This is a genomic window from Streptomyces sp. NPDC058307, from assembly GCF_042880295.1.
Classification (GTDB): Bacteria; Actinomycetota; Actinomycetes; order Streptomycetales; family Streptomycetaceae; genus Streptomyces.
This window is the reverse complement of record NZ_JBHVYZ010000027.1, coordinates 56,757-70,805: the sequence shown is the minus strand read 5'-3', so window position 1 is coordinate 70,805 and position 14,049 is coordinate 56,757. Positions and strand designations below refer to the sequence as shown.

Sequence of the window (14,049 nt, the reverse complement as noted above, 5' to 3'; positions counted from 1 at the left end):
GCACACAAAAGAGACCTTCAGCGACGGATACGCGCCAAAGGTCCCCACGATGCGACAGGCATTGGATTCACCATACGACAGGATACTGACGGAAATGGAAGGACTTGAGAGGTGAATCACAGGTAACCGAGGAACCCTACACCTGGTTTCCAAGGCCCTTACGGCGTTGCCACCCCATAGTCACAGGTTCACACCACCTCCATGAAAGGTAAGAACCACTGGGTCGTGATCACACCCCAGCATCTGTCAAGAGCGGTCTACCATCAGCTCATGACCCGTGTACTGCTCGCCGAGGACGATGCGTCCATTTCGGAGCCGCTGGCCCGTGCCCTGCGCCGGGAAGGGTACGAGGTCGAGGTGCGTGAGGACGGACCCACCGCACTCGACGCCGGAATGCAGGGCGGCATCGACCTGGTCGTCCTCGACCTGGGTCTGCCCGGCATGGACGGCCTCGAGGTGGCCCGCCGACTGCGCGCCGAAGGCCACGCCGTACCGATCCTCATCCTGACCGCACGTGCCGACGAGGTGGACACCGTCGTCGGTCTCGACGCGGGCGCCGACGACTACGTGACCAAGCCCTTCCGTCTCGCCGAGCTGCTCGCCCGGGTCCGGGCCCTGCTGCGGCGCGGGGCGGCCGAGCCGGCCCAGCCGCCGGCCACCCACGGGGTGCGGATCGACGTCGAGTCGCACCGGGCGTGGATGGGCGACGAGGAACTCCAGCTCACCGCGAAGGAGTTCGACCTGCTGCGGGTCCTGGTACGGGACGCGGGCCGCGTGGTGACCCGGGACCAGCTGATGCGCGAGGTCTGGGACACGACGTGGTGGTCCTCGACCAAGACTCTCGACATGCACATCTCCTGGCTCCGCAAGAAGCTCGGCGACGACGCGGCCAACCCGAGGTACATCGCGACGGTACGAGGAGTGGGCTTCCGCTTCGAGAAGAGCTGATCCCCGGGAATCCCCGGGTATCCGTCGGGGTATCCGGCCGGCAGGTAAGAGGACATGCGCCGTCGACTGATCCAGTCCACGCTCGCCGTGGTGCTCGTGGTGATCGCCGTCTTCGGCGTCTCCCTCGTCATCGTCGAGACCCGCACCATCAGCAACAGCGCCCAGGAGCGGGTGGATTCCGAGGCGATCCGGCTGGCCGGGATCGTGGACAGCCGGCTGTTCGCCGCGGAGGACGTGACCGCGGAGATCCTGCGCGACCAGGTCGCGCAGGAGCGGTACGCCGTGATCCGGATCCCCGGGAAGGACCCGATCGAGGTCGGTGCCCGGCCCGCCGGTGAGGTCATCAGCTCCACCGAGAAGGGCGAGGAGGGCGAGACGGTCATCGTCGAGGAGCCGCGCTCCTCGGTGACCCGGGAGGTCGGCCGTACGCTCCTGATCATCGGGCTGGTGGCGCTGCTCGCGGTGATCGCCGCGGTGCTGCTCGCGATCCGCCAGGCCAACAAGCTGGCCTCACCGCTGACCGACCTCGCCGAGACCGCGGAACGCCTCGGCTCCGGCGACCCCCGCCCCCGGCACAAGCGCTACGGCGTCCCCGAGCTGGACCGGGTCGCCGATGTGCTGGACTCCTCGGCCGAGCGCATCGCACGCATGCTGACGGCGGAACGGCGCCTGGCCGCGGACGCCTCGCACCAGCTCCGCACACCCCTGACGGCCCTCTCCATGCGCCTGGAGGAGATCACCCTCACCGACGACCCGGACACGGTGAAGGAGGAGGCGAACGTCGCGCTGACCCAGGTGGAGCGGCTGACGGACGTGGTCGAGCGACTGCTGACCAACTCCCGCGACCCCCGGGCCGGCAACGCGGTCACCTTCGAGCTCGACGAGGTCATCCAGCAGCAGCTCGCGGAGTGGCGGCCGGCGTACCGCAGTGCGGGGCGGGCGATCGTGAGCTCCGGCAAACGCCACCTCACGGCCGTCGGCACGCCGGGCGCGGTGGCCCAGGTCCTGGCCGCGCTGATCGAGAACTCCCTCATGCACGGCGGCGGCACGGTGGCGCTGCGCACCCGCGTCACCGGCAACCAGGCCGTCATCGAGGTCACCGACGAGGGCCCCGGCGTCCCCGCCGACCTCGGCGCCCGCATCTTCGAGCGCACGATCAGCGGCCGCAACTCCACGGGCATCGGCCTCGCGGTCGCCCGCGACCTGGCGGAGGCCGACGGCGGCCGCCTGGAGATGCTCCAGGCCCAGCCCCCGGTCTTCGGCCTGTTCCTCTCCCGCACCCCGCTGAAGTCGTCACTGCTGGACGACGACGAGCCGACAGTGCGGTGAGCCTCCGGCGGTTGGGCGGTGTTTGTCTGCGGGTTCCGTGGGGGCGGGCGTTTTTGCGCAGTTCCCCGCGCCCCTGGGTGCCTGCGGCGCAGCTGCGGCTCCGGTGGGGGCGGGTGTAGCGCCAACGGTTTCGTCGTGGGTCGGGGCCGGGGCGCCGTACGCGGCAAACGGCCCGTCCTGGCGCGCGGTGCGGCGAACGGTCCGGAGCGACCCGTCAGAGTGCTCGCTGGCGGGAGTGGTCCTTGCGGGTGGCCGCCTTTTCGACTTCCTCCAGGAAGTGCTCCGCGCTCGCCACGGCCTCGCGGGCCGGGAGGGCCTTGAAGACCCAGCTGCGGTAGGACCAGAAGCGGAAGAGGGTGGCTATGCCGATGCCGACGAACTTGAAGATGTTGCTCTGGAGGGGGCTGTCCCAGCCGAAGCCGTAGGTCGCGGCGTACAGGATGCCGTTCTCGATGACCAGGCCCACCACGCTGAACAGCAGGAACAGGGTCAGTTCCTTCGTACGGCCGCTCTTGTCGCGGTCACGGTAGGTGAAGTAACGGAACCCTATGTAGTTGAAGACGATCGACACCACCGTGGCGACGACGCTCGCCCGGACCACCGGAAGGTCGGTGAGATGCCGGACGACGTTGAAGACGAGGAGGTTGACGAGGAGCCCCGCTCCGCCGACCGCACCGAATTTGGCGACCTCGCGAAGGACCCTTCGCAGCCCTGAGGAACCATGTCCCATGGTCGTACAGGCCCCCAGTCGATTGGTTTCGTCAACCCAGCCATGCTAACCACCCGTCTTGCCTGTTTGCCTGTGGATGAACTCACAGAGAGGGAAACAAGCTGGTAAGAGGACCGGTAAGAGGCGCGGGATCCGGCCGCCGTGGCGCGACCGATACCCTGGGGGCGTGACGTTCCCGGTAGTCGGCATGGTCGGCGGGGGCCAGCTCGCGCGTATGACACACGAGGCAGGCATCCCGCTCGGCATCAGGTTCAAGCTCCTCAGTGACACCCCACAGGATTCCGCGGCGCAGGTGGTGAGCGACGTCGTCATCGGCGACTATCGCGACCTCGACACGCTGCGCGAGTTCGCACGCGGGTGCGATGTGATCACCTTCGATCACGAACACGTCCCCACCGAGCATCTCAGGGCCCTGGAGGCGGACGGCATCCCCGTGCGCCCCGGCCCCGACGCGCTCGTGCACGCCCAGGACAAGGGCGTGATGCGCGCGAGACTCGACGCGATCGGCGTGCCCTGCCCACGGCACCGGATCGTCAGCGATCCGCAGGATGTGGCGGCCTTCGCGGCGGAGGGTGACGGCTTCCCTGTCGTCCTCAAGACCGTCCGCGGCGGCTACGACGGCAAGGGCGTGTGGGTGGTCGACTCCGTAGAGGAGGCCGAAGACCCCTTCCGGGCCGGCGTCCCCGTCCTCGCGGAGGAGAAGGTCGACTACGTCCGCGAGCTCGCCGCCAACGTCGTACGGTCGCCGCACGGCCAGGCCGTCGCCTACCCGGTCGTCGAGTCCCAGCAGGTCAACGGCGTCTGCGACACCGTGATCGCCCCGGCACCCGACCTGGACCGGACCCTCGCCCTCAAGGCGGAGGAGCTGGCCCTCAACATCGCCAAGGAACTGGACGTCGTCGGCCACCTCGCCGTCGAGCTGTTCCAGACCCGCGACGGCCGCATCCTCGTCAACGAGCTCGCGATGCGCCCGCACAACTCGGGCCACTGGTCGATGGACGGCGCGATCACCTCGCAGTTCGCCAACCACGTCCGGGCCGTCCTCGACCTCCCGCTCGGCGACCCGCGCCCCCGCGCGAAGTGGACCGTCATGGTCAACGTCCTCGGCGGCGACTTCCCCGACATGTACTCCGCGTACCTGCACTGCATGGCCCGCGACCCCAAGCTGAAGATCCACATGTACGGCAAGGACGTGAAGCCCGGCCGCAAGGTGGGCCACGTCAACACCTACGGCGACGACCTGGACGACGTTCTCGAACGCGCACGTCACGCTGCCGGCTACCTGAGAGGCACCATCACCGATTGACCTCAGGCCTCTCCCCGTCGAGGGAGAGGCCTGTCATGGCTCGCGCCACGACGTTTCCTGCTTCATCGCCGACCGCCCGCCCGGAGGAGCTCCGTTGGGGTCTTACACCGGCTCCACAGGCCGACACCGCCAGCCCGGCGGCCAGAATGGTTTTTGCGGCGTTGTGGTCCCTGTCGTGCTGTGTGCCGCAGCCCTTGCACGTCCATCGACGGACGCTCAGGGGCAGTGCATCGTGGATCAGGCCGCACGCGGAACAGGTCTTGCTCGACGGGAAGAAGCGGTCGACCGTGATCAGCTCGCGCCCATACCATTCGCACTTGTACTCCAACAGGGAGCGCAACTCCGTCCACGAGGCGTCGGATATCGCACGTGCGAGGGTGCGGTTACCGAGCAGGTTGCGGACGGTCAGGTCCTCGATCACGATCGTTTGGTTTTCACGAACGAGCCGAGTGGTCAGCTTGTGCAGAAAGTCTCGGCGCCGGTCGGCCGTTCGCGCGTGGATGCGCGCCACCTTGACGCGTGCCTTCTCCCGGTTCTTCGAGCCCTGAGTCTTACGGGAGAGTTCTCGCTGGGCTTTGCCGAGGCGGGTCCGGTCCTTCCGCTCGAATTTCGGATTGGTGACCTTCTCCCCGGTGGACATGGTGATCAGGCTGGTGAGGCCGGCATCGAGTCCTACTGCTGTCTCGGTGGCCGGTCCGGGGCTGACGCTGCTCTCGACGAGCAGAGAGACGAACCAACGGCCTGCCTTGTCTCTGGAGATCGTGGCCGTGGACGGTTCGGTGCCTTCGGGAAGAGGGCGCGACCACACGATGGCCAACGGATCACGCATCTTCGCCAACGTGAGCTCTCCGTCGCGAAAGCGGAACGCCGAGCGCGTGTACTCGGCAGAGTCCTTCGACCTCTTCTTCGACTTGAAGCGCGGATGACGGGATCGTTTGTCGAAGAATGCCGAGTAGGCACTCTGCAGATGCCGCAGCGACTGCTGCAGCGGCACAGAGGAGACCTGTGCCAGAAAGCCGTGCTCTTCGGTCTTCTTCCACTCCGTGAGCATCGCCGAGGTTTCCACGTAGGAGACCCGGCGGTGTTCCAGCGTCCATGCTCGAGCCCGGGCATCGAGCGCCATGTTGTAGACCCTGCGCACGCAGCCGAAGGTGCGCGCCAGCTCGGCTGCCTGCTCTTCAGTCGGATAGAAGCGGTACTTGAACGCCCGCTTCACGCACTTGCCCCCCATGGCTCACAGGCTAGATCCTTCGATGTAAGCCTGTCCGGCGTTCGGGGAATCCTGCTGTGCCGAAACCCGGAAGAACCGCTCCCGCATGCGAGCGGAGCACCCGTCCAAACCACTCGGCTGAGGCCGAGGGGGTACGCAAGGAGATGGAAATGAGCCCCGTTGTAGGCATCGTCATGGGGTCGGACTCCGACTGGCCCGTCATGGAGGCCGCCGCCCAGGCCCTCGACGAGTTCGAGATCGCGTACGAGGTCGACGTCGTCTCCGCGCACCGCATGCCGCGCGAGATGATCGCGTACGGCGAGCAGGCGGCCGAGCGGGGCCTGAAGGTGATCATCGCGGGGGCCGGGGGAGCCGCCCACCTCCCCGGCATGCTCGCCTCCGTCACGCCCCTCCCGGTCATCGGGGTCCCGGTCCCGCTGAAGTACCTCGACGGCATGGACTCGCTGCTCTCCATCGTGCAGATGCCGGCCGGCGTCCCCGTCGCGACCGTCTCCGTCGGCGGCGCCCGCAACGCCGGGCTGCTCGCGGCCCGCATCCTCGCCGCGCACGACGAGGAACTCCTCGGCCGGATGCGGGAGTTCCAGCAGGAGCTCAACGACCAGGCCACCGAGAAGGGCAAGCGCCTGCGGTCCAAGGTCGAGGGCTCCAACGGCTTCGGCTTCGGCAAGTGACGGCCACCGGTTCGGCGGCGACGGCCCGGGAACTCCTGCGCGAGTTCCCGGTCGTCGACGGCCACAACGACCTCCCGTGGGCGCTGCGCGAACAGGTCCGCTACGACCTCGACGCCCGGGACATCGCCGCCGACCAGTCGGCCCACCTGCACACCGACCTGGCGCGGCTCAGGGCCGGCGGGGTGGGCGCGCAGTACTGGTCGGTGTTCGTCCGCTCGGACCTGCCCGACGCGGTGCCGGCGACACTGGAACAGATCGACTGCGTACGGCAGTTGATCGCGCGGTACCCCTCGCAGCTGCGGGCCGCGCTCACCGCCGCGGACATGGAGGCGGCGCGCGCGGAAGGCCGTATCGCCTCCCTCATGGGCGCCGAGGGCGGCCACTCCATCGCCAACTCCCTGGCGACGCTACGCGCGTTGTACGCGCTCGGCGTGCGCTACATGACCCTCACCCACAACGACAACGTGGACTGGGCGGACTCGGCGACGGACGAACCCGGCGTCGGGGGGCTCTCGGCCTTCGGCCGTGCGGTGGTTGAGGAGATGAACCGCGAGGGCATGCTCGTGGACCTCTCGCACGTGGCGGCGACGACCATGCGGGACGCGCTGGACGTCTCGGTCGCGCCGGTGATCTTCTCCCACTCCTCCGCGCGGGCCGTGTGCGACCACCCGCGCAACATCCCGGACGACGTCCTGGAACGCCTTCCGTCCAACGGCGGCATGGCGATGGTGACGTTCGTGCCGAAGTTCGTCCTCCAGGCCGCCGTGGACTGGACGGCCGCGGCCGACGAGAACATGCGCGAGCACGGCCTGCACCACCTCGCGACCACCCCCGAGGCGATGAAGGTGCACCGCGCCTTCGAGGAGCGCAACCCGCGCCCGGTCGCCACGGTCTCGACGGTCGCCGACCACCTGGACCACATGCGCGAGGCGGCCGGCGTGGACCACCTCGGCATCGGCGGCGACTACGACGGCACGGCCTTCACCCCGGACGGCCTCGACGACGTCTCCGGCTATCCCAACCTGATCGCCGAACTCCTGGACCGCGGCTGGTCGAAGCCCGACCTCGCCAAGCTCACCTGGCAGAACGCGGTCCGGGTCCTGGGCGCCGCGGAGGACGTGGCCCAGGGGCTTCAGGCGACGCGTGCGCCGTCCAACGCGACCATCGAGTCGCTGGACGGCTGACCGCCATCGGCCTCCAGGGCGGGGTAGTCGGTGTAGCCGTCCGCCCCGCCCACGTACATCAGGTACCGGTCGCGGACCGGATTGAGGGGCGCGCCCCGCCGCAGCCGGTCCACCAGGTCCGGGTTGGCGAGGAACGGCCGGCCGAGGGCGACCAGGTCGGCCCCTGCGGCCAGCATGTCGTGGGCCGCCCGGGTGACGGCCTGGGTGGTGAGGCCGGACAGCACCGGGTTGCCGATCAGGACGCCGGGCCAGTCGGCGCGGATCCGGCGGTACCACCGGGCGCCGGGGTCGGCGTGCACGAGGTGCAGGTAGGCCAGGTCCAGGCCCTTCAGCCGGGCCAGCAGGGCTGGGTAGAGGACCTCGGTGTCGTCCTCCTCGACACCGTTGACGGTGCTCCCGGGGGAGATCCGTACGCCCACCCGGTCGGCGCCGATCGCGTCGGCCACCGCCTCGGTGACCTCCGTCGTGAACCGCACCCGCCGCTCCACCGACCCGCCGTATCCGTCTGTCCTGCGATTGGTGTTCCCGGCGAGGAACTGGTGCAGCAGATGCCCGTTGGCCGAGTGCACCTCGACGCCCTCGAAGCCCGCTTCGAGCGCCCGGCGGGCGGCGGCGGCGAAGTCGTCGACGGTGGACCGGATGTCGGCCGCGGTCATCTCCCGCGGCACGACGGCCGCCCGGTGTCCGCCCGGAGTGAAGATCGTCTCCGGAAGCGGTACGGCGGAGGGCGCGACGGGCGTCAGGCCCGTGGTCGCCGGATGGGAGACCCGGCCGCCGTGCTGGAGCTGGAGGAACATCCGCCCGCCGCGCGTCCGTACGGCCTCGGTCACCCGCCGCCAGCCGGCCGTGTGCCGGTCGGTGTGGAGGGCGGTGATGTTCGGATACGTCTGCCCGACCGCGTTCGGTGTGGCGGCCTCGCCGATGATCAGGCCGGCGGAGGCGCGCTGGGCGTAGTAGGTGACCATGAGGTCGGTCGGGGTGCCGTCGGCCGCCGCGCGGTTGCGGGTGAGCGGGGCCATCACCAGGTGATGGGGAAGTGCGAGCCGGCCGAGCCGGGACGGTGCCAGGAAGTCCGGTGTGTTCGTCATGGCCGTACGCTAGAACCTGACACTGATGTCAGATTCAAGTCCTGGGGGTGGCCGCCCGTGCGGATCGGTGAACTGGCGCAGCGGACGAACGTGAGCGAGCGGTCGCTGCGCTACTACGAGGCCCAGGGGCTGCTGGCGGCCGACCGCACGCCCGGCGGGCACCGTGACTACCCGGAGGCGGCCGTGGACCGGGTCGTGCGGATCCAGGAGCTGTACGCCGCCGGGCTGCACAGCGACAGGATCCGGCAGCTGCTGCCGTGCATGCGCGACCAGGACGGCGGGCCCTCCGCGACCGCCACCCCGCGCCTGGTCGCCGACCTCACCGAGGAGCGTGCCCGCATCGACCGGATGATCGCCGATCTGAAGCGCTCCCGGGACACCCTCGACGACGTCATCGACGCGGCACGCGGCACCTGACACCGGCGTACCCCCGAACGCCCCGCCCACCAGGAAGGCCCCCGCGCTCCGTGCGACGGTGACCGTACGGCGATCAGGAAGATCACGACGTACGGAGCCCGTCATGGCAGACCTCCAGGACGAACTGCAGCCCGCGGCCGACATGGAAGAGCTGCCCCGGCTCTTCGGGGCCGTGCCGGAGCTGTACACCTCCGGTTCCGACCAGGACGGCGAGCTCCTGGAGCGTGCCTGTGCCCTTCTCGCCGAGCACCCCGTCGCCGACGGCTACAGCGGGCTGCCCTGGGCCCTGCGGCACCTGCCCTGGTTCGACCTGGAGGTCGGCGAGAGCGCCGTGGACACGGACGTGCCCAGGCTCAGGGAGGGGCACGTGGGTGCCCTGATGTGGTCGCTGCACCTGCCCGAGGGGCTCGACGGGGACCGGGCCGTCGGGGCCACCCTGGAGCAGCTCGACCTGGTGAAGACCGTCGTACGCAACCATCCCGAGGGCCTGCGCCTGGCCCGCACCGCGGGACAGGCCACCGACGCCCGCAACTGCGGCCGCGCCGCCGTCCTGCTCGGCCCCGCCGGTGCCGCCGCCCTCGGCGACTCGCTCGGCATCCTGCGCTCCCTGCACGCCCTCGGCCTGCGCGCCCTCACCCTGACCGGGGTGTCCTGGGCGAGCGAGGCGGGGCTGACCCGGTTCGGCGAGGAGATACTGCGCGAGATGAACCGGCTCGGAGTCCTCGCCGACCTCTCCGGCGCCTCCGACGCCACCATCCGGCGGACCCTGGCGGTGGCCAAGGCGCCGGTGCTCTTCACCCGTTCAGCCGCCCGCGCCCTGCGCCCCCATCCGGCCAACCTCCCCGACGACCTGCTCGCCGAGCTGGGCGCCGCGAAGGGCCTGTGCATGGTGCCGCTGACGGCCGAGCAGACCGGCCCGACGGTCCGGGACGTCGCCGACCACCTCGACCATGTGCGCGCGGTCGCGGGTGCCGAGAGCGTCGGCCTGTCCGGCACCTACGACGCCGGCACCGCCCACCCGCAGGAGCTCGGCGACGCCTCCTGCTACCCCCACCTGGTCGCCGAGCTGCTGCGCCGCGGCTGGGACGAGGCCGAGCTCGCACTGCTGACCTGGGGCAACGTCCAGCGGCTGCTGCGCGAGTCCGATTTCACCGCGCGGGCGGCGCAGCTGCGGCGCGAGCCGTCCACGGCGAAGATCGCGGACCTCGACGGCTGACCGGGGATGCCGGGTGGTGCGACACCAGTGCTGCAGCGGTGCTACAGCGGGTCGATCCGGCACAGGCAGAACGGATGCCCCGCCGGATCCGCGTACACCCGGAAGTCCTCCTTGTCCTCGGCGTGCAGCAGTCGTGCGCCCAGCTCCAGCACCTTGGCCTCGGCCGCGTCGATCTCCTCCCATGTGGTCCCGCCGTCGAAGTCCAGGTGGAACTGCTGGGAGTTGCGGTCGGCCCGTGGCCACTCGGGCGGGGTGAGCCCCGGTGCGCTCTGGAAGGCCAGCCGGGGGCCGCCGGGGACGCGCAGGACCACCCAGTCGGGGTCGTCGTCCTCCGGGGTGCCGCCCACGATTCCGGCGTAGAAGCGGGCGAGGGCGCGGGGGTCGGGGCAGTCGATCACGACGGAACGGAAACGTGCGACAGTCACGAGAGGTCCTCCTGGTTCGACAGGCGGTTCGACAGGCGGTTCGACGGGCGGTTCGGCAGCCGCTTCACCGGCGGTTCAGCAGGCGCAGAGGCAGAACGGGTGCCCCGCCGGGTCCGCGTACACACGGAAGGTGCGGGAGCGGTCCTCGGCGTCCAGCGGCTTCGCCCCGAGCGCCAGCACCTCCTTCTCGGCCGCGTCCAGGTCCTGGACGGTCAGGTCCAGGTGGAACTGCTGCGAGGCGTCGGGGGCGGGCCACTTCGGGGGCACGTAACCGGGGGCGGCCTGGAAGGCCAGCGACGGTCCGCCGGGGGTCCTGAGGTCCACCCACTCGCCCTCGCCCTCGACGGTGCCGCCGAGGACACCGGCGTAGAAACCGGCGAGCGCGCGGGGGTCCGGACAGTCCAGTACGACGGTTCCGAGTTCGGCGACGGCCATGGCTTCCTCCTTGAAGCGCGGTTACCTGTAGAAGCGAGTAACCAGTAACGGTTACCGCATGCTCCCGCATCGGGGGTAACGTCGCAAGGGAATTCTCTAGCTAGGTAGCGTGCAGCCATGAGTGAGCGATCGCCCGCGCCCGGGGGGCTGGCCCTGGTCCAGGCCCTGGTCAACACGGTGGACCTGGAGTCGGGCGCCGACTCGCTGGACACCGCGGAGGGGCGGGAGCGGTTCACGATCGCCGACGGCGAGGTGGCGCGGGCGCGTGAGCTGCGGGAGTCGCTGCGGGTCGCGCTGCTGGCCCACGCCGGGCATCCGCCGCACCGGGCGGTGACGCCGCTGGGGGAGTTGCTGGCGGCGGCGCCCCTGGTGCTGACGGTGGCCGCGTCGGACGGCTCGGCCGCCCTCGCCCCCGCCGACGCCGGGCCCCTGCTCTCCCGCGTCGCGGCCGCCGTCGCCGAGTCGCTCGTCGCGGGCACCTGGATCCGCCTGAAGGCCTGTGAGGCCGTGGACTGCCACTGGGCGTACTACGACCGGAGCCCGGCGGGGCGGGGGCGGTGGTGCTCCATGCAGGTGTGCGGGGCGCGGGCGAAGATGCGGCGGTACCGGGGGAAGAGCACGGCCTGACGGTGCCGTTGGGGTGGTCGGGAGGGTGCGGCCGCGACGGCCGCCGCACCCTCCTATGCGCCCTCCTCGCCTCCACGCGGAGCGCTCGCGGCGGCCCGCGAGCCCACCAGGAGCAGGCACAGCACCGAGACCCCCGCCACCAGGCCGGCCAGGACCAGCAGCGGATCCAGCGGCCGGGCGGTGGACGCGGCCGTCTGGGTCACGGCCGGCTGCGCCGCCTGCGAGACCTGCGGCGATGGCGCCGTCTGCGGTACGGCGGCTTGGGACGCCGTGGGTGAGGGCGACGAGCCGGCCCGGGGTGCGGCGGCACTGCGGCTCGTCGTCATGCCCGGCATCGTCGAGTGCTGTTCCTGGCTCGTGGACGGCTGCGTGTGCTCGTGCTGCGTCGGCGCCGCCGGGGTCGGTTTCGGAGCCGGAGCCGCCGCCCGGACCGTGATGCCCGCGATCATGTCCGGGTGGACCGTGCAGACGTAGCCGTAGGAACCGGCCGTGGTGAAGGTGAAGCTCCAGCTCTGGCCCTTGTTCAGCATGGGGGAGTGGATCGAGAGCGGGCCGGAGGTGGTCTTCACGTCGTGCGGGGCCGTGTCGTAGTTGGTCCAGGTGACCGTGGACCCCGCGGGCACGCTCAAGGACGCCGGCGAGAAGGCGTACCCCTTCATGGCCACGGAGTAGCCCGCCGCCGTCGCCTCGTGGCCGTACGGCAGCATCCCCAGGGCGAGCAGGGCGAGGACCGCCGCGGCCCGCAGCACCCCCCTCACGCGAACTCCACCGCGACGAGCAGCCTGAGACGCGTGGCCGGCAGCCGCCACGGCAGCCGGAACCCGGTGGCCCGGCGCAGCAGCCGGTACGGCAGCCGGGCCGTGCCCACGACGAGCAGCAGGTCCTCGGCCCGCTCGACCACCCGCAGCCGCAGCAGGACGGGAAAGGCGACGCCGTTCAGGGTGAGGTCGCCGGTGAGCTGGAGCCGGTCGCCGGGCACGGTGTCGACCTGCTCGGAGGTCAGGACGGCCCGCAGTTCACGGTCGTCGAACTCGAAGCGGAACGACGGCTGGCGCAACGACGGCTGTTCGGCGTCCTGGGGCATCTCCACGGACGCTGCCGCGAGCGGCACCCGGCGCCGCCGTACCGGCAAAGGGCCGTACCAGGCGGTGAGTTCGGCGAGCGAGCGGCCCGGGGCCACGGTGAGGTGCCGGGGCGGAGGAACGGTGGGCAGGGTGACGGTTGTCATCCCGAACTCCTTGGAAAGCGGTTCCCGAAATGTGGTGGGGGTGTGGAGAATGGGCGTGGACGCCGTTCCGGCCGGCTGAGCCCCGGCCGGAACGGCGTCCACCCATGTGTCAGCAGTTGGCGGTGAGGAAGTCCGTGGTGGGCGTGAGCATGTGCCCGGCCCAGACGGTGTGCATCTTCACGTAGCTGTCGACGTCGAGCAGGTCGGTGACCTGCTGCCCGAGCGATTCCTCCAGGTGTGCCGAGTAGATGTGCTGGAGCAGCACGGTGAGGGTGTCGTCGGCCACCGAGCCACCGTCACTGACGGCCGGCTTGAGGATGGACTCGATCCACACCGTGTGCATCTTGAGGTACGAGTCGAGCGCCAGCGCGTCCTGCACCTGCTGGCCAGGCGACTCCGACAGGTGCGCCGCGTAGAGGTGCTGCAGGATCGGCAGCAGCTCGTTGTCGATGCTGGCGCACTGCTCGGAGCCGGAGCCGGAGCCGGAGCCGGAGCCGGAGCCGGAGCCACCGCCGGAGGTCGGCGTGGCCGTCGGGGTCGCGGTGGGAGTTGCGGTGGGCGTGCCGGTGGGCGGCGTCACGGTGGGGGTGGCCGTCGGAGTGGCCGTGGGCGTGCCGGTCGGCTTCACCGTCGGGGTGGGCGTGGGCGTCGTACCGCCACCGCCACCGCCGCCGCCGGACGCGGCGACGACCTTCACGGACGACACCATGTCCGGGTGTACCGCGCAGTAGTACTCGTACGTCCCCACCTTGGTGAAGGTGTACGACCACGACTGGCCCTGCTGCAGGGTCCCCGAGTCGAAGGCCACGGGGGCCTTGGTCGTGGTCACCGTGTGCGGTGCGCTGTCGTGGTTGGTCCACCGGACGGTCTGGCCGGCCTCGACGACGAGCTGCTTGCCGTCGCCGAACTTGTAGCTCATGATGTCGACTTGGTAGTCCGGCTTGGCGGCCGCGGCGGGCTGTACCTCGGCAGCGGCGGCAGCGGGCGCCTGAGCCGCGCCCGCGGTCTGCTGCGAGGAACTCGTGGATCCCGAGGCCACGTTCAGCAGTCCGAGACTGAGCACGGCCGCGAGTGCCGCGCCGAGCCCCACGAACAGCAGGGACCGGCCCCCGGACCTACCGGCCTCGGCCGTCGGCGGCTCGAGCCGCCGTTCGCCGGTCTCTTCGCTTCTTTTCACTTCAACTCCTATTGTTTCCCAGGGAGTTGTTTCCCAT

General features: G+C 70.5%; 15 protein-coding genes and 1 pseudogene. 8 read left to right on the top strand and 8 right to left on the bottom strand.

From position 1 onward, the window contains the following. Nucleotides 1–270: 270 nt before the first annotated feature. Entirely contained in the window at nt 271–948 is a 678-nt protein-coding gene (locus ACFVYN_RS20675; protein ID WP_007382513.1) for a response regulator transcription factor, read from the top strand. Nucleotides 949–1,002: 54 nt separating this feature from the next. Next, on the top strand, nt 1,003–2,277 hold the full coding sequence (locus ACFVYN_RS20670; protein WP_390000550.1) for an ATP-binding protein: 1,275 nt from the start codon (nt 1,003–1,005) through the stop codon (nt 2,275–2,277). A gap of 214 nt (nt 2,278–2,491) precedes the next feature. On the opposite strand, the gene ACFVYN_RS20665 is transcribed toward ACFVYN_RS20670, so the two are convergent. Next, nucleotides 2,492–3,007 carry a GtrA family protein gene (locus ACFVYN_RS20665; protein ID WP_390000547.1) on the bottom strand — a complete coding sequence of 172 codons (516 nt, stop codon included), beginning with the start codon at nt 3,005–3,007 and terminating at the stop codon, nt 2,492–2,494. 166 nt (nt 3,008–3,173) lie between these two features. Here ACFVYN_RS20665 and ACFVYN_RS20660 point away from each other — a divergent pair, with 166 nt between their 5' ends. After that, on the top strand, nt 3,174–4,313 hold the full coding sequence (locus tag ACFVYN_RS20660) for a 5-(carboxyamino)imidazole ribonucleotide synthase (RefSeq protein WP_390000544.1): 1,140 nt from the start codon (nt 3,174–3,176) through the stop codon (nt 4,311–4,313). A gap of 33 nt (nt 4,314–4,346) precedes the next feature. Here ACFVYN_RS20660 and ACFVYN_RS20655 read toward each other — a convergent pair. Continuing rightward, a pseudogene (locus ACFVYN_RS20655) lies at nt 4,347–5,544 on the bottom strand (RNA-guided endonuclease InsQ/TnpB family protein). Nucleotides 5,545–5,717: 173 nt separating this feature from the next. Between ACFVYN_RS20655 and purE the strand changes: the two are divergent. Continuing rightward, nucleotides 5,718–6,215, top strand: coding sequence for a 5-(carboxyamino)imidazole ribonucleotide mutase (purE, locus tag ACFVYN_RS20650; protein ID WP_057611575.1), 498 nt, complete (start codon nt 5,718–5,720; stop codon nt 6,213–6,215). Beyond that, the gene (locus ACFVYN_RS20645; RefSeq protein ID WP_390000542.1) at nt 6,212–7,399 is read left to right on the top strand and encodes a dipeptidase; all 1,188 of its coding nucleotides are present in this window, start codon (nt 6,212–6,214) and stop codon (nt 7,397–7,399) included. Before purE ends, ACFVYN_RS20645 begins: the two co-directional genes overlap by 4 nt. Here the strand turns inward: ACFVYN_RS20645 and ACFVYN_RS20640 are convergent. After that, nucleotides 7,348–8,487 carry an alkene reductase gene (locus ACFVYN_RS20640; RefSeq protein WP_390000539.1) on the bottom strand — a complete coding sequence of 380 codons (1,140 nt, stop codon included), beginning with the start codon at nt 8,485–8,487 and terminating at the stop codon, nt 7,348–7,350. The genes ACFVYN_RS20645 and ACFVYN_RS20640 overlap by 52 nt on opposite strands. 57 nt (nt 8,488–8,544) lie before the next feature. Between ACFVYN_RS20640 and ACFVYN_RS20635 the strand changes: the two genes are divergently transcribed. Next, nucleotides 8,545–8,904, top strand: coding sequence for a MerR family transcriptional regulator (locus tag ACFVYN_RS20635; RefSeq protein ID WP_390000536.1), 360 nt, complete (start codon nt 8,545–8,547; stop codon nt 8,902–8,904). Nucleotides 8,905–9,007: 103 nt separating this feature from the next. After that, nucleotides 9,008–10,120 (top strand): dipeptidase, encoded by a 1,113-nt coding sequence (locus ACFVYN_RS20630; RefSeq protein WP_390000533.1) that lies wholly within the window; start codon nt 9,008–9,010, stop codon nt 10,118–10,120. A 41-nt stretch (nt 10,121–10,161) separates the two neighbouring features. Here the strand turns inward: ACFVYN_RS20630 and ACFVYN_RS20625 are convergent, their stop codons facing one another. Together ACFVYN_RS20625 and ACFVYN_RS20620 are read right to left on the bottom strand one after the other, a co-directional pair. Next, complete coding sequence (locus ACFVYN_RS20625) at nt 10,162–10,545, bottom strand: VOC family protein (RefSeq protein ID WP_390000531.1); 384 nt, start codon at nt 10,543–10,545, stop codon at nt 10,162–10,164. 75 nt (nt 10,546–10,620) lie between these two features. Beyond that, the gene (locus ACFVYN_RS20620; protein ID WP_390000528.1) at nt 10,621–10,980 is read right to left on the bottom strand and encodes a VOC family protein; all 360 of its coding nucleotides are present in this window, start codon (nt 10,978–10,980) and stop codon (nt 10,621–10,623) included. A gap of 117 nt (nt 10,981–11,097) precedes the next feature. On the opposite strand from ACFVYN_RS20620, the gene ACFVYN_RS20615 reads away from it, so the two are divergent. Then, entirely contained in the window at nt 11,098–11,607 is a 510-nt protein-coding gene (locus ACFVYN_RS20615) for a CGNR zinc finger domain-containing protein (protein WP_390000526.1), read from the top strand. Between the two features lie 53 nt (nt 11,608–11,660). On the opposite strand, the gene ACFVYN_RS20610 is transcribed toward ACFVYN_RS20615, so the two are convergent. The 3 genes from ACFVYN_RS20610 to ACFVYN_RS20600 form a co-directional block, all read right to left on the bottom strand. Further along, nucleotides 11,661–12,365 carry a plastocyanin/azurin family copper-binding protein gene (locus ACFVYN_RS20610; RefSeq protein WP_390000523.1) on the bottom strand — a complete coding sequence of 235 codons (705 nt, stop codon included), beginning with the start codon at nt 12,363–12,365 and terminating at the stop codon, nt 11,661–11,663. Continuing rightward, nucleotides 12,362–12,835, bottom strand: a complete 474-nt coding sequence (locus ACFVYN_RS20605) for a YceI family protein (RefSeq protein ID WP_390000520.1) — start codon at nt 12,833–12,835, stop codon at nt 12,362–12,364. The genes ACFVYN_RS20610 and ACFVYN_RS20605 overlap by 4 nt, the downstream gene beginning before the upstream one ends. Nucleotides 12,836–12,944: 109 nt before the next feature. After that, entirely contained in the window at nt 12,945–14,012 is a 1,068-nt protein-coding gene (locus tag ACFVYN_RS20600) for a plastocyanin/azurin family copper-binding protein (RefSeq protein ID WP_390000517.1), read from the bottom strand. Between the last annotated feature and the right edge of the window lie 37 nt (nt 14,013–14,049).